The organism is Formosa sp. Hel1_33_131, assembly GCF_001735745.1.
In the GTDB taxonomy this organism is placed as follows: domain Bacteria; phylum Bacteroidota; class Bacteroidia; order Flavobacteriales; family Flavobacteriaceae; genus Hel1-33-131.
On sequence record NZ_CP017260.1, the window covers coordinates 2,243,514 to 2,263,609 of the forward strand.

19 protein-coding genes are annotated in these 20,096 nt (G+C 36.7%); 10 read left to right on the plus strand and 9 right to left on the minus strand.

Going from position 1 to position 20,096, the window contains the following annotated elements; translation table 11 throughout:
* Nucleotides 1-5: 5 nt before the first annotated feature.
* The 4 genes from FORMB_RS10370 to FORMB_RS10385 are packed head-to-tail and all read right to left on the minus strand — an operon-like array spanning nucleotide 6 to nucleotide 3,808.
* Entirely contained in the window at nucleotides 6-668 is a 663-nt protein-coding gene (locus FORMB_RS10370) for a YggS family pyridoxal phosphate-dependent enzyme (RefSeq protein WP_069677385.1), read from the minus strand.
* Between the two features lie 2 nt (nucleotides 669-670).
* On the minus strand, nucleotides 671-1,906 hold the full coding sequence (locus FORMB_RS10375) for a DUF1015 domain-containing protein (protein ID WP_069677386.1): 1,236 nt from the start codon (nucleotides 1,904-1,906) through the stop codon (nucleotides 671-673).
* Nucleotides 1,907-1,947: 41 nt separating this feature from the next.
* Nucleotides 1,948-2,835, minus strand: coding sequence for a 3-hydroxyacyl-CoA dehydrogenase family protein (locus tag FORMB_RS10380; RefSeq protein ID WP_069677387.1), 888 nt, complete (start codon nucleotides 2,833-2,835; stop codon nucleotides 1,948-1,950).
* Between the two features lie 10 nt (nucleotides 2,836-2,845).
* Nucleotides 2,846-3,808, minus strand: a complete 963-nt coding sequence (locus FORMB_RS10385; protein ID WP_069677388.1) for a Gfo/Idh/MocA family protein — start codon at nucleotides 3,806-3,808, stop codon at nucleotides 2,846-2,848.
* A gap of 282 nt (nucleotides 3,809-4,090) precedes the next feature.
* Here FORMB_RS10385 and FORMB_RS10390 point away from each other — a divergent pair, with 282 nt between their 5' ends.
* The 7 genes from FORMB_RS10390 (at nucleotide 4,091) to FORMB_RS10420 (ending at nucleotide 13,185) form a co-directional block, all read left to right on the plus strand.
* Nucleotides 4,091-4,675, plus strand: coding sequence for a T9SS type A sorting domain-containing protein (locus tag FORMB_RS10390; protein ID WP_197493468.1), 585 nt, complete (start codon nucleotides 4,091-4,093; stop codon nucleotides 4,673-4,675).
* Nucleotides 4,676-4,684: 9 nt separating this feature from the next.
* Nucleotides 4,685-5,323, plus strand: a complete 639-nt coding sequence (locus tag FORMB_RS10395) for a hypothetical protein (RefSeq protein WP_069677390.1) — start codon at nucleotides 4,685-4,687, stop codon at nucleotides 5,321-5,323.
* Nucleotides 5,324-5,411: 88 nt separating this feature from the next.
* Entirely contained in the window at nucleotides 5,412-5,912 is a 501-nt protein-coding gene (locus FORMB_RS10400; RefSeq protein WP_157498144.1) for a hypothetical protein, read from the plus strand.
* 27 nt (nucleotides 5,913-5,939) lie between these two features.
* Nucleotides 5,940-6,533, plus strand: a complete 594-nt coding sequence (locus FORMB_RS10405) for a hypothetical protein (protein ID WP_069677392.1) — start codon at nucleotides 5,940-5,942, stop codon at nucleotides 6,531-6,533.
* Between the two features lie 45 nt (nucleotides 6,534-6,578).
* Nucleotides 6,579-6,839: a hypothetical protein gene (locus tag FORMB_RS10410; RefSeq protein WP_069677393.1), complete on the plus strand. Its 261-nt coding sequence runs from the start codon at nucleotides 6,579-6,581 to the stop codon at nucleotides 6,837-6,839.
* 149 nt (nucleotides 6,840-6,988) lie between these two features.
* A complete protein-coding gene (locus tag FORMB_RS10415; protein WP_069677394.1) occupies nucleotides 6,989-7,540 on the plus strand; it encodes a hypothetical protein in 552 nt (183 codons plus the stop codon).
* Nucleotides 7,541-7,722: 182 nt separating this feature from the next.
* Nucleotides 7,723-13,185 (plus strand): tail fiber domain-containing protein, encoded by a 5,463-nt coding sequence (locus FORMB_RS10420; protein ID WP_069677395.1) that lies wholly within the window; start codon nucleotides 7,723-7,725, stop codon nucleotides 13,183-13,185.
* A gap of 214 nt (nucleotides 13,186-13,399) precedes the next feature.
* On the opposite strand, the gene FORMB_RS10425 is transcribed toward FORMB_RS10420, so the two are convergent.
* The gene (locus FORMB_RS10425) at nucleotides 13,400-13,696 is read right to left on the minus strand and encodes an ISL3 family transposase (RefSeq protein WP_442856536.1); all 297 of its coding nucleotides are present in this window, start codon (nucleotides 13,694-13,696) and stop codon (nucleotides 13,400-13,402) included.
* Between the two features lie 40 nt (nucleotides 13,697-13,736).
* Between FORMB_RS10425 and FORMB_RS10430 the strand changes: the two genes are divergently transcribed.
* Together FORMB_RS10430 and FORMB_RS10435 are read left to right on the plus strand one after the other, a co-directional pair.
* Entirely contained in the window at nucleotides 13,737-14,042 is a 306-nt protein-coding gene (locus FORMB_RS10430) for a hypothetical protein (protein ID WP_157498146.1), read from the plus strand.
* 86 nt (nucleotides 14,043-14,128) lie between these two features.
* Entirely contained in the window at nucleotides 14,129-14,770 is a 642-nt protein-coding gene (locus FORMB_RS10435; RefSeq protein ID WP_069677398.1) for a protein-L-isoaspartate(D-aspartate) O-methyltransferase, read from the plus strand.
* On the opposite strand, the gene FORMB_RS10440 is transcribed toward FORMB_RS10435, so the two are convergent.
* Genes FORMB_RS10440 through FORMB_RS10450 form a run of 3 tightly spaced genes read right to left on the minus strand, consistent with a single transcriptional unit; the run spans nucleotide 14,767 to nucleotide 18,320 of the window.
* Complete coding sequence (locus tag FORMB_RS10440; RefSeq protein ID WP_231925538.1) at nucleotides 14,767-17,298, minus strand: DUF5686 and carboxypeptidase regulatory-like domain-containing protein; 2,532 nt, start codon at nucleotides 17,296-17,298, stop codon at nucleotides 14,767-14,769. The genes FORMB_RS10435 and FORMB_RS10440 overlap by 4 nt on opposite strands.
* 25 nt (nucleotides 17,299-17,323) lie before the next feature.
* On the minus strand, nucleotides 17,324-17,782 hold the full coding sequence (gene smpB / locus FORMB_RS10445; protein ID WP_069677400.1) for an SsrA-binding protein SmpB: 459 nt from the start codon (nucleotides 17,780-17,782) through the stop codon (nucleotides 17,324-17,326).
* Nucleotides 17,783-17,807: 25 nt separating this feature from the next.
* Complete coding sequence (locus FORMB_RS10450; protein ID WP_069677401.1) at nucleotides 17,808-18,320, minus strand: SixA phosphatase family protein; 513 nt, start codon at nucleotides 18,318-18,320, stop codon at nucleotides 17,808-17,810.
* Between the two features lie 279 nt (nucleotides 18,321-18,599).
* On the opposite strand from FORMB_RS10450, the gene ytxJ reads away from it, so the two are divergent.
* The gene (gene ytxJ / locus FORMB_RS10455; RefSeq protein WP_069677402.1) at nucleotides 18,600-18,980 is read left to right on the plus strand and encodes a bacillithiol system redox-active protein YtxJ; all 381 of its coding nucleotides are present in this window, start codon (nucleotides 18,600-18,602) and stop codon (nucleotides 18,978-18,980) included.
* Between the two features lie 4 nt (nucleotides 18,981-18,984).
* Here the strand turns inward: ytxJ and FORMB_RS10460 are convergent, their stop codons facing one another.
* Nucleotides 18,985-20,019: a TlpA family protein disulfide reductase gene (locus FORMB_RS10460; RefSeq protein ID WP_069677403.1), complete on the minus strand. Its 1,035-nt coding sequence runs from the start codon at nucleotides 20,017-20,019 to the stop codon at nucleotides 18,985-18,987.
* Nucleotides 20,020-20,096: the final 77 nt, after the last annotated feature.

Genomic DNA, 20,096 nt, shown 5'->3' on the forward strand with positions numbered 1-20,096 from the left:
CTGTTTTAAATGGCATAATTTCTCGCTCCAAAGATACGACTTCCAACGCGAACCATGGTACTTCCGCAGTCAATAGCTAAAGGATAGTCGCCACTCATTCCCATCGAAATTATTTCAAGTTCTGGGCTTATTTTTTTTAAGCTCTCAAAAGTACTTTTAAGCGTTGTAAATTCTTCTTTAATTTGAGCGCTGTTCTCCGTAAAACTAGCCATTCCCATCACGCCCACAATCGCTATATTTTTTAAACTTTTAAAATGATCGGACTCCAATAAAGTATGGGCTGCTTCCGCGGTCATTCCAAATTTGGTGTCTTCTTGAGCAATTTTCAGTTGTAACAGACAGTTGATGGTACGCTGGTGTTTTTCCGCTTGCTTATTAATTTCATTGAGTAATTTCTCGGAGTCCACCCCGTGAATCAAATCAACAAATTCAGCCATGTATTTGACTTTATTGCGCTGTACATTCCCAATCATGTGCCACTGAATATCTTTAGGCATTTGTTGGTGTTTATCCGCCATTTCTTGAATTTTATTTTCTCCAAAAATGCGTTGCCCAGATTCGTAGGCTTCCATCAAATCTTCCACGGGTTTTGTTTTAGACACCGCCACCAAGCTTACATGACTCGGAAGTTGAGATTGAATTTCAGATAAATTGGTTTTTATAGACATAATTAAAACTCGTATATAGTGATTCCACTTCTTAATTTTGGATAAATGTAGGTGCTTTTTGGAGGCATCACAGCATCCGAATCTGCGATGGCCATTAATTCTTTGGCTTCAATAGGAAACAGCCCAAACCCTACAGCATGATCTCCACGATCCACTGTTGTTTTGATCTGCTCCATACTGTCAGAATCATAAACATACCCAATACGTAAATTGGTACGAACGTTGGTAATTCCTAAAATAGGTTCCAACAGATGCGTTTGTAAAATGTGGGTGTCGAGTTGATCGATAGCGGACTGATTGTTTTGCTTTGTTGTACGTAAAGATAAGGAATAAAATGTTCCCTCTAAATACATGGAAATATCGTGTCGTTTCGAACTTTTATAAGGTTTTGAGCCTTTATTTTCGAGCTTAAAATCAACACTGATTTTTTCTAAAAAAGCATCGGTGCTTAATCCGTTCAAGTCTTTAATCACTCTGTTATAATCGTATATTTTGAGTTGGCTTTCCGGAATTAAATAGCTTAAAAAATGATTGTAAGAAGCCTCAGTTGTAGGGTGTTCCTCTAATTTTAGTTCGCGAGCCAAAAGTGCCGATGATGCGGAACGGTGGTGTCCATCAGCGATGTAAAGCGAGGGGATGTTTTGAAACGCTTTTTGAATAAAAATAACATCTTCTGGATCATCGACACACCAAAGTTTATGGGTTTCATTTTCAGTTGCCCAAGAGTTAAACTCAGATGCCTTTTTTTTGGCATTTTGAATGCCTGTTTCCAACGTCAAATCGTCCGGATAGGTGAGTAGCACGGGTGCAGCATTGAAACGAACCGTTTCTAAATAATTTTTAAACGTATTTTCGCGTTTCGATATAGTTGCTTCATGTTTTTTGATGACGTGAGTGTCATAATCTTCTACGTGGGCAGTGGCAATGACCCCACAAAACAAGTGTCCGTTTGCTTGTGTTGTTTCATAAATATAATAGGATGGAGCAGTGTCTGTGATGAGAATATTTGAAGCTTTAAATGCTTCAAACTTTTCTTTCACCAATTCATAGCGTTTAGGTTTTTCGATTTCTAAACTGGGGTTTTTCTTTATATTAATAATACTCAAAAAAGAAGTGGGATGTTTTTTTAATTCTTCTTCTAATTCGTTTTTAGAGTACGTTTTAAAGGATTTTGAGCTAAAATTCTGAACGTTCGTTTTTGAAGGACGAACTCCTTTAAAGGGATTGATTTTTGCCATTTTTTATGGGGATGAATTTAGGATATATTTGCGATGAATTTTTAAGAAAATTGAGCAGCAACGATGACTGCTTTGCGTTCTGTTGAATAATCGTAAAAACCTTCGCCAGTTTTAACTCCATATTTCCCGGCACGCACCATGTTGACTAAGAGTGGGTTTGGAGCGTATTTCGGGTTTTTAAAGCCGTCATACATCACTTCTAAAATAGATAAACAAACGTCGAGTCCAATAAAATCGGCTAATTCCAGAGGTCCCATAGGATGGCCCATTCCAAGTTTCATCACCGTATCAATTTCTTTAACTCCTGCAACTCCTGAAAACAAGGTTTCGATGGCTTCATTAAGCATGGGCATTAAAATACGGTTGGCCACAAATCCGGGGTAATCATTTACAATGACGGGAGTTTTACGAATTTTTTCAGTCAGATTTACGATGAAATCGATGACTGTTTTAGATGTACTATAGCCTGCAATAATCTCCACTAACTTCATAAGAGGTACAGGGTTCATAAAATGCATTCCAATCACACGCTCTGGATTTGAGATTTTCGCGGCAATTTGTGTAATAGAAATAGAGGACGTATTGGTGGCTAGGATAGTGTCTTCTGAGCAAGTTTTATCTAGTTGTTTAAAGATTTGAAGTTTTAAGTCCACATTCTCTGTAGCTGCTTCAATGACCAGACTTGTGTTTTGTACCCCTTCAGCAATTGTGGTGAAGGTTGAAATATTAGCCAATGTTTTAACTTTGTCGGATGCTGCTATTTTTTCTTTAGCGATTAGACGGTCTAAGTTTTTAGAAATCGTCGCCATCGCGCTTGTCAGCGCTGTTTCATTCACATCGATTAATTGAACTTTAAAGCCTGCTTGCGCAAACGTGTGAGCAATACCATTACCCATGGTTCCGGCTCCAATAACTGCAATGTTCTTCATAAGTATATATTTAAAAACAATCTATAATTTGATACGCGACTCTCAAGGCATCTACGCCATCTCTGAGTGTCACAACAGGTGTAGTGTTGTTGTTTATCGCGTCAGCAAAACTTTCTAGTTCATCTAAAATAGCGTTATTTGGCGTAATTTCGGGGTTTTCAAAATAGATTTGTTTTTTAACGCCTTCGGCATTTTGTAATACCATATCAAAATCTCCTGGGGTTTCTGGAGCATCTTTCATTTTTACGACCTCCACTTGTTTCTCTAAAAAGTCAACACTGATATAAGCATCCTTTTGGAAAAAGCGACTTTTTCGCATATTCTTCATAGAAATACGACTCGCTGTCAGGTTAGCAACACAGCCATTTTCAAACTCAATCCGTGCATTGGCAATATCGGGTGTTTCGCTGATTACAGAGACGCCACTCGCAGTAATGTTTTTTACTGGTGATTTGACGACACTTAATATAATGTCAATATCATGAATCATTAAATCCAAAACCACAGGAACATCGGTTCCACGCGGATTGAATTCAGCCAAACGATGTGTTTCAATAAACATAGGCGATTGGATGTCGTTTTTAACGGCTTTAAATGCGGGGTTAAAACGTTCTACGTGTCCAACTTGTCCTCTAAGGTTGTTTTCAGAAACCAACAAACGAATGTGTTCGGCTTCTTCGATCGTATTTGTAATCGGCTTTTCAATAAAAAGATGCTTTCCTTTAGTGATGGCTTTGATGGCGCACGTATAATGAGAAAGTGTGGGGGTTACAATGTCAACCACATCCACAGCACTTATAAGTGCTTCTAAGGAGTTGAAAAACTTGTATCCAAATTCACTTTCAACTTTTTGTCCATTGGATGCATCTGGGTCATAAAACCCTACAAGTTCATATTTTTCAGATTGCTGAAGGAGTTTAAGATGTATTTTTCCGAGATGACCAGCCCCTAAGACGCCTGCTTTTAGCTTCATAATATGAGTTTTTTTGTAAAATTATGATTTTTTTACAGCATATCTAATATCCTAACAAAATTTTATCAAAAATCAGTTGATTTACTGCTTACTGAAAGTTTTTGAAAACCAACCGTTACGTAGTGAGTGTTTATTGTTATTTTAAATAAAATAAACAATCGATTTTAGTTGCTTTTTCCGATTATTACAAGAAAACGCCCGCTTATTACGTAGATACGCCGTTCGTTACATGGCACTGTTAAAATGAAGTGTAGTGTAATATATTTGTACTCAATGAAATCAATGAAATCAATTAACAAAATTACAATGACTTGTGGCATCCGTTATATTGCTGTTGCTTTTGTGATGTTTTCAGTAACGAATGTATTTTCTCAGGGATTGATAAGTCAATCTCCTAAGTTGATAAAATCGGTACTAACCCATGCAGGTTCAAGTACTGTTTCGTATGAACATTCAGATGCATCAGGCATAACAAGAACCACCAGTGTCCGGCAAAGTATTGGTCAACATGGAACGGTTGGATTATCAAACACCTCTCTAAGTTCTGTTCAGCAAGGATTTCTAAATCGTATAAATACATTAAAGGTCGACAATACAAATTCTGAATTTGTTAAAACGTTCAATCTGTTATCTATTTTTCCAAACCCATTCAAAGCGTTTGTGAAAGTTAAATTTTCAAAACTGCCCGTACATCCAATATTTATAGAAGTGTTTGATGTGAGAGGGCGTTTGGTTTTAGATCAAGAATTTCAGCCCTCAGATATGATTACAGTACCAACAGAACGTTTAGAAGACGCCAGTTATATGATCCGAGTTTCAAGTGGAAGTCAGGAGTATCTTAAAAAGTTAATTAAAGGAATCAATTAAACGAGTTATATGAATTTGACTGTTTTTAAATATGTTGTATTTTTAGTAGGTGTCTCCGTGAGTTATGCGCAAGATATTTATGTAGAAACGTCTCTTTCAAGTGCTTCGTTTGACGATTTTAAAAGCGATGATGGTGTTAACACGCTTGATAATAAGTATTCGAGGCCCGTTGAATTTGGAATTGGCGTCGGTGCGATTTTGAATGTCACAGACAACAATCGTTTAAAATGGGATTTGGGCTTGAATTTCAATAAATATAAAATCAATACCAGTTTAAATACTTCCATTCCAACGGAGTATAATCTCAACTATGTGTCTTTGAAAACAGGGCCTTATTTTTCATTGATCAATCATTCAAGAGTTAAATTACAGCTTCATGCACACAGTTCTCTAGATCATTTAATTTTCGGATCGAATCAGTATAGCGATGTATATGATGATTTATTGGAGGGGAAAAACTTTAGTAAACTAGTGATGAATTACCATTACGGGGTTGCTGTCGAAATCACGTTAAGTAATTCGAGTTCATTATATATGAGCTATGATTCTAAAAATGGACTTACAAATAGCATTGATGGCGACGAATCCTACCGATTAAATGCAACGTCTATTTTGATGGGATTCCGTTTTAAATTAAATAAACTCTAGATGTTTAGCAAACTTTATAAAAAACAATAATTAAAGACTAATGATGAAAATTCTAAAACAAATAGTAATAGTTTCGATATTCATTTTTATGAGTAAAGGGTTATTCGCTCAGTCTGCAGGAATTAATTACCAAGCATTAATTCTCAATTCTGAAGTCATTCAAATTCCTGGTGCGGATGTTGAGGAAAACCAAGTCGCTTTAGGTCTCGAAGATGTTTCATTTCGTTTTACGATATCAGATGAAACATTTCAAGATTTGTATATTGAAGAACAATCGATTACCACAGATGAAAATGGGATGGTCTCTTTAATAGTTGGTAGTGGAACCCCTTTATTCTCAACTTTTGATGCCATTGTGTGGAATGGAACTCTAAAATATTTGAATATTGAAATTGATATTCACAGTCAAAACCAAGGCTATGTTTTTCTGGATATTCAAAAAATATTGTATTTGCCTCAAAGTGGTACAGGCTCCACAATTGATATTGTAAACGACATGACCAATGTTCCAATGGCTGATAATGATGTTGGGGATATTATTTGGATACTAGATGCGGACGGTCTTGGAAATTCTTCATTAATGGTTTGAGACGGTAATCAATGGCGTCCTGCACAAATGGATTTTGATCCTGAAAACGAATTTGCACTTGTAGTAGCCTTAGACAATAACAATCGAGACCTTCAATTTCCCACGCCCAATACTGGTGAACAAGTTTGGAATCAAGCTTGTGATTGTATTCAAGTTTATGATGGTAATACTTGGACGGATATCAGTTCTTTAGGGGCTATTTCGGCGACTAACGGAATCAATATCGGCGCAAATACGACTATCAAATTTGGAGGCGCACTTGTAGAGCCAACCAAATTGACGACAGATGCCACCAATACACTTTCCATTGACGGATTGCAAGAAACAACGTCGACTATTGATAAAAACATAGTATTGATAGACACAAATTCTGGAGTCATTTCTAGGACGCCTTTAGGCAATGTTTTTCAAGAAGAAGTCACATTAACCATTGCGGCAAATGATGGACAAAATCAGTTTGCAACCCCTTCACCAATAACAGACGATAAAAAAATTAATATTTACCGCAATGGCGTTCGTATAGGGTTTACGGTAGTCAATAACAATACAATGGTAGAGTTAGAACCTGCTGCTGTTTGCTATGCAGGAGATGAAATAAGAATCATACAATTTACTAATTAATAATCTTTAATAACAATAATAACAATAATAACAAATCTAAACATTATGAGAACACAAAAACCAAACATTATGAAAAACAAATATTTAAAAGGGGGCATACTAGCCCTGATGATGATCGCAGGAACTGCGCTGCAAGCGCAGACGACTGCAACTACAGACGCAGGTCTTGTTAAAGGAGCTGGAGCAGGAGTGTCCGTCAAATTGATAGACAACAAGGGAACTTCAAATACCTACAAACTAACAATGGTATTACATCCATTACCTCTACTACAGCGGGTAGTGCAACTACAACTACTTGGCAATTAGGTGGTAGCTTAGTAGATGACACCTATATTGATGTATCTGGTAAAGTCTTTGGTCTTGATAGGATTGAATTAGTTAATATTGCAACTTCTCAAGCTTCTACAAATGCCACAAATAAATCTGTTCATGGAGGAACAGGGTCAGGTTGGACATTGCTTGTAAGAGATGAATCAACAGGAGATATTAAAAAGTTAAAAGCTACGGATTTGATTGTAAGTGGCTTTGTAGATTACACAGCTGATGCGACAGATGAAGGTAATGGATTTAAAGCGATAACGGCTACTGGAATTCCAGCAACAGCTACGGATAGAGCTAAAATATGGGTGTATCGCAATGGTGCTAAGTTAATTTACGGCGTGGACTTTACTGTTGCGGCTGATGAAGTTACCGTAACGGAAAAATCACCTACTACCGCTGGTAGTGCTGCAACTATATCGATTGCTGGTACTGCTTTTACAGCAAATAATATTGTTCCTACAACAATTGTTGCTGGGACTAGTGTAATTGGAAGCATTGTCGATGGAACGGCGTCAACAAAAGCTACAGTTACTGTAGATGGGTTTTCTTTCACGGCAAATGCCGTTGGAGTAACCACAATAGTAGCAGGAAGTACTATTACTGCTATAGTTGATGGAGTTGGAACATCGACGGATGGTTGGCAATTATATACTGATGATATTTTTGAAATACAGTGGATTAAATAACCCCACACAACTATTTTCTACAACTTAACACAAGTTGTTAATACAATTTTTATATTATATCTCAGCTGCTTTTTATACCAAAAGGAGCAGTTGAGTTTATTAAGAGTTCTACATTTATTTAATACCACTCCCATTTTAAGGGAGAATAGCAGATATCAACAGCCATTTTTAACTTATAAACTATGAAAATTACCTTCACTCTAAACAAATCTAGACGCTATATCATCACACTTTTGGTGGTAGGTTTATTGAGCTTTCAATCGCAGGCTCAAGTTGTTAAGGTCATTGACAGAAAAGGAACTATTACTGATGTCAACAATAATCAAGTAACCACATCGCTCGCTACTGCGAAGCCTACGAATCCAGTAATAGGAGATGTTTGGTTTGAAACTGATACATTGATATCTGAAATTTGGGATGGTACAAACTGGGTAAAAATAAATACATGGCTTGGGTACAAAACTATCCATCATAACCACGCCACAATGCCTCTTGCCATCACACATGCACTTCATAACAATGCAGATATCCATATTGAAGGTGTGGCAGGGCTATCAATTACGAATACAGCTGTAAATGACGGCACAAACTTTTACATAACAAATACAACAGGGGCAGATAAAGCTTTATCTTTTGCAGGATTTACAGGAGCCTTTCTAAGGAATGGAGGTGCGGAAGCAGACCGATCTGTTTACGGTTTAACCCTAAAACCCAATACCCGTTATTTGTGCCATATTACAGAAAATTCAGGATTTTATTTTAACGCAACTGAGGCAGGGGGAAGTGGAGACATTGTGCCACTGTGGAAATCTGATACAAATGGAGGTGATTATGCTATAAACGATATTATTAATTATGATGGTAATTTATACAAAAACCTCACGGGAGATAATTTTGATACCTTGCCAAATGCGGATGCCGCCAATTGGGAGGTTTTTGCAGGTGGTGTTTCTCCAACAGGTAATCCAAACTATTTACAAGCTGAAATTACAACTACTGGTGTCACACAAGGTAGTACTCTAGCTTTTACTGTAAATGAGTCAAGAGGATTATCTTATACAGGAAATGCTATTTCTCTTAAACAAGGGACAACCTATTTATTGAGAGGCGCTGTCAGTGGTTATTTTAATAGCTCAACTAATAATGAATTGCGTTTGCAATGGGAAGATGCTAATGGTGTTAAAATTGGAGAATTGTCAAGACAAATGCCTGGAAGTGTTTACGAGAACTATGCAGAAACCCCTGAAGCAAGTGCTGTTTACACCCCTACCGCAGACATAGATGTCCATTTAGAGGTAGTTGTTGAAGGAAGTGAGTTCACAGCCCAAGGAAATTCTTTTGGTTATCTACAAGTTATCGAATTATCTCGTGGTGGTGGAACAGGAATAGCCCTTTACGATGTGAATACTGATTACAGTACAGGGGATTCAGTAATTAAAGACGAGAAAATCTATATAGCAAATGGAAATATTCCAAGTGGTACTCTATTTGCCACAGGAACAGCAGGAGCCACTTGGAAAGAAATTTATGAAGACGCTAATAGACAAACATACGATACACCAACCGCAGTATTTTCTGAGACAATAAGCAGTCAATTAAGAGGTTTTGGTGATTACTGGACGCTTAGTGCACAAGTAGTTGATGACCCAACAAACCATCTTGGACATGATGGAACATATCCAGTTGTTAATGTAGCAGGGAAATATCGTATTACATTTTCTGGTAATGTATATCACCATGGGACATATCACTGGATGAGTTTAGCAATAAGAAGAGGCGGGGTATGGCAAAATATTACTAAAGCTGACGGAGGTAATTCTCAATATGTTCCTGGTTCAGCTGTGCATGCCAATTTCCTTATTGACGGTGTTGTAGATTTGCAAGTAGGTGACCAATTGGGTTATCGCTATGACTCTGATGGTAATCACTATCTTTTAAATGCCAATACTAACAATATGATTGTTAGCAAATTAAGTTATGGTATTGGTAATATCAGAATTTATGATTTGGCAGATACTTACCAAATAGGTAATGTTGTAATTAAAGACACTAAACTGTATCAAGCCAATGATGCTATTCCTGCAACTACTGCTTTTGTAATCGGAACAACAGGAGCTACTTGGACAGAAATATCGGCCGATGTTTCTGCGGTACGAGAATGGGTAAACAATACAAACGGAGGGATTTATGCAATAAATGATCTTGTTTCTTACAGTGGAGTGATTTACAGAAACCTCTTAGGATCAAACCTCGACACAATCCCAAGCTCAGACACTACAAACTGGGCACAAACAAATTCATATCTTGGTAATCAAACAGTACATCATAATGCTGTTACTACACTTGCCATAAAACACGCAGACCACAATAACGCAGATATTCATGTAGAAAATACGGGAGATTTGTCTATAGCAAAAGTAGATGTAAACGACGGAACAAACTTTTATATAACTAATACATCAGGAATGGACCGACTGTTAACATTCGCCTCTTTTACAGGAGCCTTTCTAAGGAATGGTGGGGCAGAGGCAGATGTGAAAACAGGAGGCTTAACATTAAAATCTAATACTAGATACCTCGCTCATGTTACAGACAACTCAGGGAGCTTCTATTTCAATGCGACTGAGGCAGGGGGAAGTGGAGACATTGTGCCACTGTGGAAATCTGACACAAATGGAGGATTATACAGTACCAATGATATTGTAAATTACAACGGGGTTTTATACAAAAATCTTACAGGAATGAATCTTGACACAATCCCAAGCTCAGACACTACAAACTGGGCACAAACAGATTCATATCTTGGTAATAAAACAATCCATTATAATACATTAAGTTTATCAGCCAATCCAACAAAAGAAACATTATCTAGTATAGTTTCAGTAACTTCTACAAATGCTACTTTTGTTTATGATGGGGTAGGAGCTACAATAACTACTAATTCATCATATTCTGGGTCTTATGATATTGAAGATGCTCTTACAGGAAACGACCATGCCACAGCTGGGCAAGGTACAGAAACTATTACCATAACTTTTGATAGCGATGTTAAATTCTCTAAAATGAGAGGGAACGGTCGTCCAATCGAGTACTACAAAGATCTCTCTATGACAGTGTATGACGCTGGTAATAATTCTTTGGCGACTGCTGTAGATACCACCACAACAGGTTCAGAATATTTTGACCTCGTAGTTACTCCTCAGGTAATAAGAAAGATAATTTTAACAGCCACAGATAGGGTAAGTACTAATCCAGGGGTAAATAACATAGAACTTTTTGGAGCGACGACAAATGATTTAGATATAACTCATGTATTACACAATAACGCAGATATCCATATTGAAAGCATAGGGGATTTATCGATTACTAATACAGATGTAAACGACGGAACAAATTTTTACATAACAAATACAACAGGGGCAGATAGAACTTTATCTTTTGTAGGATTTACAGGAGCCTTTCTAAGGAATGGTGGGGCAGAGGCAGATGTGAAAACAGGAGGCTTAACATTAAAATCTAATACGAGATACCTCGCTCATGTCACAGACAATGCAGGGAGCTTCTATTTCAATGCGACTGAGGCTAGGGGAAGTGGAGTCATTGTGCCATTATGGAAATCTGACACAAATGGAGGATTATACAGTACCAATGATATTGTAAATTACAACGGGGTTTTATACAAAAATCTTACAGGAATGAATCTTGACACAATCCCAAGCTCAGACACTACAAACTGGGCACAAACAAATTCATATCTTGGTAATCAAACAGTACATCATAATGCTGTTACTACACTTGCCATAAAACACGCAGACCACAATAACGCAGATATTCATGTAGAAAATACGGGAGATTTGTCTATAGCAAAAGTAGATGTAAACGACGGAACAAACTTTTATATAACTAATACATCAGGAATGGACCGACTGTTAACATTCACCTCTTTTACAGGAGCCTTTCTAAGGAATGGTGGGGCAGAGGCAGATGTGAAAACAGGAGGCTTAACATTAAAATCTAATACTAGATACCTCGCTCACATTACAGACAATGCAGGGAGCTTCTATTTCAATGCGACTGAGGCTAGGGGAAGTGGAGTCATTGTGCCATTATGGAAATCTGATACCAACGGAGGATCATATGCTATCGACGACATTATTAACTACAGTGGAGTTTTGTACAAAAATCTTACAGGTATAAACTTAGATACATTACCAAATGCAGATACAACAAATTGGAAACCAACAGTTATTGATGAAAATGACGGAATATCAGCTAAGGACTTACTTGTTTTAGATGGAAATGGGTTAGCTATTGGGGGAGTGATTACTACTGATGGAGCACACACAGTCCATACTTTTACAACAAGTGGTACATTTGTACCAAACGGGAATACGAACATTGAATACCTTATTGTTGGAGGTGGCGGTTCTGCGGGTATTAGTGGTGGATTCTCTCCTTCTGGTGGAGGTGGAGGTGGAGGAGTTCTCACAAACACAACCACAATAGCAAACGCCAACACACCAATTGTAGTAGGACAAGGTGGAGTCCCTGTTTTTACTGGTGTATTTAGTACATCTAGTGCTACAAACGGAGGGGACAGTTCCCTAGGAGGAATTACAGCTACTGGAGGTGGAGCTGGAGGTTCTAGTCATGTGGTTAACACAATAGGAGGTGTTGCAGCACCCATTTATGGAGCAGGACTAAATGGTGGTTCTGGTGGGGGCGGTGGTAGAGCTAACACAAATACAGCAGGTGGTCAGCCCACAGCAGGTCAAGGTAATACAGGTGGACAAGGAGCAAATCCCAACTCTGGAGGTGGAGGTGGAGCTTCAGCAGCTGGAGCAGATGCAGCAGGAAACACACCAGGTGCAGGTGGAGAGGGATTGTCTTCAAGTATTTCAGGAACATCTCAAGTGTATGGTTCTGGTGGTGGTGGAGCTCATAGGAGTTTTTTAACGCTAGTCCCTGGAGGAACTAACGCAGGTAATGGTGGATTACCTGGAGGATTGGGAGGAAATGGAATAGATGGATTTGGTGGTGGAGCAGGTGGAACAGGTAATGCAGGTTCAAGCATAATAACTGGTGCAAACGGCGGAAGTGGTGTTGTAATTATTCGATACTTAACAGATAATGTAACAACTGTACTAGCAACCAATAACGGAAATGTAGGAATAGGAACGGATACTCCAACCCACCTCCTTTCAGTTAATGGGAATGCTTCCAAGGTAGGAGGAGGGTCATGGGCTACATTTTCAGATGAACGCGTAAAAGAAAACATTCGTTCTTATGGTAAAGGACTTGCCGAAATTCTAAAAATAAATCCGATTATCTTTAACTATAATGCAAAATCAGGATATACAGGGGAATTTTTGAAGAAAGACTATGTAGGTATCACCGCACAAGAAATTGCCAAAATACTTCCAGAGACAGTGACAGAATTCGATGATTCCAATGGGCCAAGTGGATTTGCTGACAAAAGACAATTTGATAGTTCTGAAATCTTATGGACTGTTATCAATGCCATACAAGAACAACAAGCACAGCTAAAAGCGAAAGAAAAAGCAATAGAGGACTTAAAAGCAAGTAATGAAGCTCTAAAAATTAGAATGGTTAAAATTGAAAAAGCATTAGGGGTTAAGGAATAACGATAGCCTACAATTTAACATAAATAAATATAAACTATGATGAGAGTATAAGAATCAAGAACTTAGAATAGTTTGTAATAATTAATTAGAGAAATTTAAAATTAAAAAAGTAAGTAGTATAGTTTGTTTTTGGCTCTATGTTGTTTGTAATGGGTAATCAAATTTGAGTTTACCGCAAATGAAGTAAATCATATTGATAAAATTATTTATATTTCTATACCCTAGCTCTTTTTTTAGCAAGTTGAATTTTAGAATTTAAGTCCTCTAGTATTCCATTATTAATTTTACTTTCAATGTAATTTATAATACCACTCCAATGTACTTTTATTGTCTTTACAGCCTTTTGAAAAGGGGAAATGCCACTGTCATCAGCTCTATCGCACCAGAAGGCTAAATAACCTTCAGCTTGTTTGTCCTCTATGTCCCAAAAGTCTTTAAAAAGGTATTTAAATCTATAACCTTCGCCTAATTTGGGATACATTTCTAGTAGTAAATCCCTTTTTTCTTTGATTTTAGGAGTTAATTAATTTTTGTTAGTTAATACCTTAAAATTGGAGAGTATTTCAGCAGCAGGTAGTGTAGGCTTCTTATTGATATTTACGGTTGTAAACGACACAGGATTTAAACTCTCTAAAGAAATTGGTGGTAAAAAAAGCATCCCTTTGCTTGGAGCAATTTTTTATTTTATAGCAAAGGTTGCATTGCTTGTTCAGCATTATTCAGTAAGTAAATCTGATGTATTTATAGCAATCGGAATTATTGGATTCTGTTTTGTAATATATATACAAAAACAGAACATAAAAATAAATAAGACTTTTAAAGCCAGTTTAGCAATCTTGCTTCTTAAATCTAATTAGAGCCTTATAAATTTGACATCATTTAGTCTTTAGTCTATCTTTACTTTTTTTAAAAGAGGAGAGTTTTCTTCAACGCACTTACAACTTTGAAAGATACATTTAAACACAAAGGACTTCGGAAACAATTGGTTGCAACGTTAATCGCTAAGGGAATTAAAAATCCTGCAGTTTTAGATGCCATTGACTCTATACCCCGACATCTTTTTATGGATTCTAGTTTTTTAGACCATGCGTATCAAGACAAGGCGTTTCCCATTGCAGCCAGTCAAACTATCTCACAACCCTACACCGTCGCATTTCAATCGGAGTTGTTAGAAGTTAAGTCTGGAGATAAGATCCTCGAAATTGGTACGGGTAGCGGCTATCAAACAGCCGTACTGTGTTTGTTGGGAGCCCAAGTCTATAGTATTGAACGCCAGTTAGAATTGTTTAAAAAAACCAGTCAATTTTTACCAAAAATCGGCTATGTGGCTAAACGCTTAATTTTTGGAGACGGCTATAAAGGACTGAAAGAAGAAGCTCCTTTTGACAGTATTATAGTCACTGCCGGCGCACCTTTTGTCCCGAAACCATTACTATCGCAACTAAAAATAGGAGGACGTTTGGTCATTCCTGTCGGAGACAAAGATCAAATAATGACCCTCTACATTCGGAAAGGAACCAAAGAATTTGAAAAACACGAATTAGGAAACTTTAAGTTTGTACCGCTTTTAGAAAATAAAAACTAGAAACTAATTCCAAATAACACCCCATCGTTTACAAAGCCAGAATGGTAAGACCGCACATAATCAACCCTTAAAAAACGGTACTTTTTCCATCCGATATTATTTATTCCCAAGCTAAATTCCTGATACGGTTTTTGATCTTTTGCTGAAAACCCATGAACCCCAACAATCAAGTTGTAATTCAGTTTATTAATCAACGGAATTTTACCTAAGATATAACCCTTAAAATCATGTTCTAAGTGGTATTCAAAATAATTTTCGGTAGTACTAAAGTCGTAATAGCCCACGTTTTTAAAACTTGATAAATACGTATTGTCGAGACTTACATGGGTTTGATTTCCATTGATGTGTTTAGCATCCATAAACGCTGTTGTGGAAGTGCCGAAAAAAGTACCTCCAAATAAGTTGTAACTAAAATTTCCTTTGTTTTCGAGACTAAAATTTTGAGAAAGATTCACACTCAGATGGTCATAATTATAGTTTGAATTTGTAGCCCCAAATCCTTTTTCAAAACTAAAATTTAACTTCGGATATTTGGGCGTATTTAAATTGTATTTACTGCCCGGATAGCTGAGATATTTTTGCCCAAATCGAAACGCACCATTGAATTTAAATTTAAGAATGTTGTGATTTTCAAAGGGCGCCGAATCAAAATTTAAAGGGTCTAAAGGATTGTTGCTCGAATACGATTTATCATCGTAATTAATAGTCGTATAATCGCTGCTATTGAAGAGTCCTCTGCGGTTTTCATAACTGAGCGCGGTTCCAAAACGGAAGCCGTTAAAAAGCTCCTGCCCATAATTTATTTTAACAAATCGATTTTCAAATAATTTCAAATAATTGTCTTCAAAAAACAAACTACTCGCCTCATTAATGAGACTCGAAATAGGCTCTTGAGCGTTGAACTGCTGGACTTTTATACCTGCGCTAAATCCAACATTTAAATCATTGACATTGTTGAATTTATACCGAAACCCAACAGTGCCTCGAAGGGTTTGGGTGTCAAAACTATAATTCACTTGATTTTCTATCGCGAGGTAATTTTTAAATTCATCGTAGCGTTTTGTATAATTGATGTCTAGATTGGTATTAAATCCCTGTACGGTATTAAAACTAAGTCCAGCCACGGGACTGCTGATGCTAAACTCCTTGTCCTCAAAAGAATTTTCGTAGGTATATCCAGAAACTAAATTTCCAATTTTAAATTTATTGTAACTCGCATCAATGGAATCCAAATAGGTTTTGGAATTATATAAAGTTTGAAGACTGTCTTTTTTAATATAATCTTTAAACTCTTCCCTGGTTAATGGTACCGGTCTAAGGGTATTCCAATAAGTAGAATCTTTTTTATTGGCTTCGGATTCAAAGGCTAAAACTTCATTCGTAAACACCGACTTCTCAAAATTGGGGTTCAGTTTGTAATTGGAATAATTGGCCACAAAACTTCCATTTCCATTAAAACCTAAAAATCCAAATTTAAAACTAATTGTCTGGGAGCGGACCACCCAAAAATCACTTTCTTCATCGTAAGAAGCGTTTTGTTTAAATGTGATCAAATCTATTGCAGGCGATTGAATTTGCTTGCCCGTAACACTCAGCTCGAGGCCGTAAAACCCCCATTGATCTTCTACAATATAAACGATCCCCGAAAACACACGGTCGTTCTCACGTCTTGGAATTACTTTAATTTTATTAATCAAACGGCCGCCATTGTCATAAAAAACACCTTCCAATTTGTAGCGGTAATAATTAAACGCATATTCAGCAATTGGCGACACGATTTCTGAACCCATTTGAATCGTGTTGTAATAAAAATTATAATCGACATCGCTCGCATTATTGAAACTGAACCCATTAGAATCTCCACTCACTTTAGAAGCAATTATTTTTTCTGAAAGCTTATCGGGTTTTTGATACTTTATTTTTGAAACGGTTTCCGATAGATACAAAATTCCCGAACCAGTTGAATCTAAGACGCCGTCCATATCTCCTATTTCTTGGCCTAAAAATTTCTTTGGAGCATCTTTGAGTCGGATGATGCCTTTGGAATAAAAGTCAGCAGAATACGCATTAATTTTTTCTAGTTGCGCTTTTCGTGCGCCAATGGCGGCACGTATAATACGGTCGGCAGGATTTTCATTAGAAGAAATGACCACTTCATTTAAGGAGATGTTTTCTTCTAACAAAGTGATGTCCAAAACATAAGGAAATTCTTTAATTTCAATGGTTTTGGTTTGTGTTTTAAATCCCAAAAACTGAAAAACAATGGTGTAAGTTCCTGATTCAGGAAGTGCCAATTCATAGTCCCCTTGCTCATTTGAGGTGGTGCCTGTATAGGAATTTTCAATATAAATATTCACAAACGGAATGGGTTGATTGTCAACATCTGAAATGCTGCCTTTGAGTTGAGCGGAAACAGATAAAGAGCAAAAAAATAATACAATTAAATAACGCATGCTTTTGAATATAGGATTGTAATTTATAAGACGATTGATTTTATGGGGTGTTACAAAAAGTGTTCCGTTTTTCAAGTGACTACTTTAAAGCTGTAAAAGCCTACTTAAAATTCTTCTTCACACGGTCCAAATCACGTTTGTTGTCACGGTCCTTGATGGTATCGCGTTTGTCAAAAAGTTTCTTCCCTTTTGCGAGAGAAATTCTCAGTTTTGCAAAGCCCTTATCATTGATAAAAAGTTTGAGGGGAATGATGGTCAGCCCCGTGTTTTTTACTTCTTTTTCGAGTTTTTTGAGTTCTTTCTTGTTGAGTAATAACTTCCGTTCCGCTTTGGGTGCATGGTTGTAGTGATTCCCAAAATCATACTCTTGAATGGTCATGTTAATCACAAAAAGTTCACCTCTTAAATTAAATTCACAAAAACTTTCGGTAATGGATGCCTTGCCTTCTCGAATCGATTTGATTTCAGTCCCTGTCAATACAATACCAGCAATGTACGTATCTAAGAGTTCATACGTAAATCGGGCCTTTTTGTTTAATATGTTAACAGACTTTTTCATCAGTGGTCAAAACTAAGCAAAATATTTATTCGATGGCTAAGAGTTGGTGAATAATCTCTCCAGATTCAGTAATATTTATAATGTATAGGTTGGCGTAATTAGTTTCTGTTATTTGTTTGTATTGGTTTTTTCCAATAAGTGCGTTGACCATTGCAGGAACCGTATTACTATGCCCCACAATTAATACGGTTTTGCCAGCATTTTTTTTAACAAAGTCCACACTGTCAAAACCGTTTGGACTGTAGTAGGTCAGTGGGAGTTTCTTTTTTTCTGCGATTGGAAGCGCAGTGTTGCGCGTCCGCTTATAATCCGTAGAGTAAATGATGTCAAAATCAATACGATTGAAAACAGAACTCCAACGTGCCGCTCTCAAAACGCCCTCCATTACCAAATCAGGATCTCTGTCAGCTGGATTTGAAGTGTCTTTTTCCGCATGACGGATAAAGTAAAACGAGCTTACCTTACTATCAGTGGGTGACTGTGCTTGAATTGGAGTCATCCATAGTATTACAAATAAGGCACTTAGGAATTTTTTCATAGTGGAGGTTTTAAGATAAATAAAGATACTAAAAATAAAAAGCAATGCTGTTCTAACGAATAGAATTTGCATTGCTTTTTAACTAACTAACCAACACTCATAGGACGAGTCTAAGTTGAAATTGTTACAGTTTTTATTAAAATAAAATCATTTATTCAATTTTATATATTCATTTTGATAAAACGAGGCCTTCTTTAAGATTTAATGTATAATTTTGAAAACTTAATACGAAGGATTATTAGACGCTTCAATTTGATATTAAAACCTAAAAAATAACACATGGGAATTTTCAATTCATTATTTAAATCAGAAACTAAAGATTCAAACTGGCCAGGTCAACAACTCGAATCTGCAGATCAATTGGATACCATCATTAGCGCTTCGTTTAAAACACCTCAATTGATATTTAAACATTCAACCCGCTGTAGTATCAGTCGTTTTGTGTTGGCTGATTTTACGTCACATTACACTTATGCAGCAGATGAATTTGGAGCCCATTATTTAGATTTATTGAACCATAGAGATATTTCTAACGACATTGCTGAACGCTTTGAGGTACAACACCAATCGCCACAATTGATTGTGATCAAAAATGGAAAAGCAATTGCAAATTCATCCCACGAAGGGATTAATGAACTACATCTAACTAACTTTCTATAGCCTACTAAATACCGAGTTCTTCAAAAAGTACGATGAGTTTTTCACTGGATGGACGAGGAGCATCCGCATTTACAATAGTTCCATCGGGAGCGATTAGTATAAATCGAGGAATCCCACTCACTTTATAATCTTGAACGAAGTCCGCTTTCCATCCAGAGCCCGTAAACAATTGAACCCCTGTTAATTCTTTTTCAGTAACCATTTTTCTCCAAGCGTCGTGTGCTTTTTCCATCGTTCCACTACGTCTGTCATCGTCCACAGAAATGCTAACGAATTCAATGTTTCTATCGTGGTATTTGGATTCTAATTTTTTCAGATATGGAATTTCAACCTTACAAGGACCGCACCAAGTTGCCCAAATATCAATATACACATACTTCCCTTTCAAGTCGCTTAAGGAAGTCGTTCCGCCTCTGTGGTTTTCGTAATTTGAAAATGTAGGAGATATGGTTCCTTTTGCAAATAGCTTGCGCATTTCAAGTTTTCCCATGAAATAACCCTTGTAAGCTTTTTGCATGGATTTAAAATCTTTGTCTTGGTCTTCAAAGTAAGCGGCGTCAAGTTGTTTGTACTCTGTTTTTAATGCATCGTAAGCAATTTCTAATTTATCAAATGCTTTTGAGAATTCAGCTTCTGTGCCGTCAAAAAGATCTTCAGATAAATAAGTTTCCTGTAACAGACTGTTGGCAATTATAAAATTACTTCGATCCGCATCATCTCCTTTAAACTTTAAAGTTTCATCAAACGCTTTCGTATCGAGAGTAAAGGAAATGGTATTGTCATTCTTTAAATAAATACTACCAACTTCATTGCCGTCAGAAAACCGATAAAGACCTTCTCTTACATGCAGTGTATCGCTAAACGTCCCATCGTCATTGACTTTGATGTTTTTTGTGTATCCCTTTCGATTGCTAATTGTTATGTTTTTAAATTCATTCGCATTGGTGATTTTCCCAGAAAGTGTTGCGTAGTCTTTTGGCGTTTTAGAACAAGATCCAAATAATAGGATTAATGAAAATAGAGTGAGGATTGATTTCATAGTATTTATATTTATCGTGTTAAATTTTAAATAATGATGTCATCAAAAATAAGTTAATCCTCTTAAAAAATTAAAAA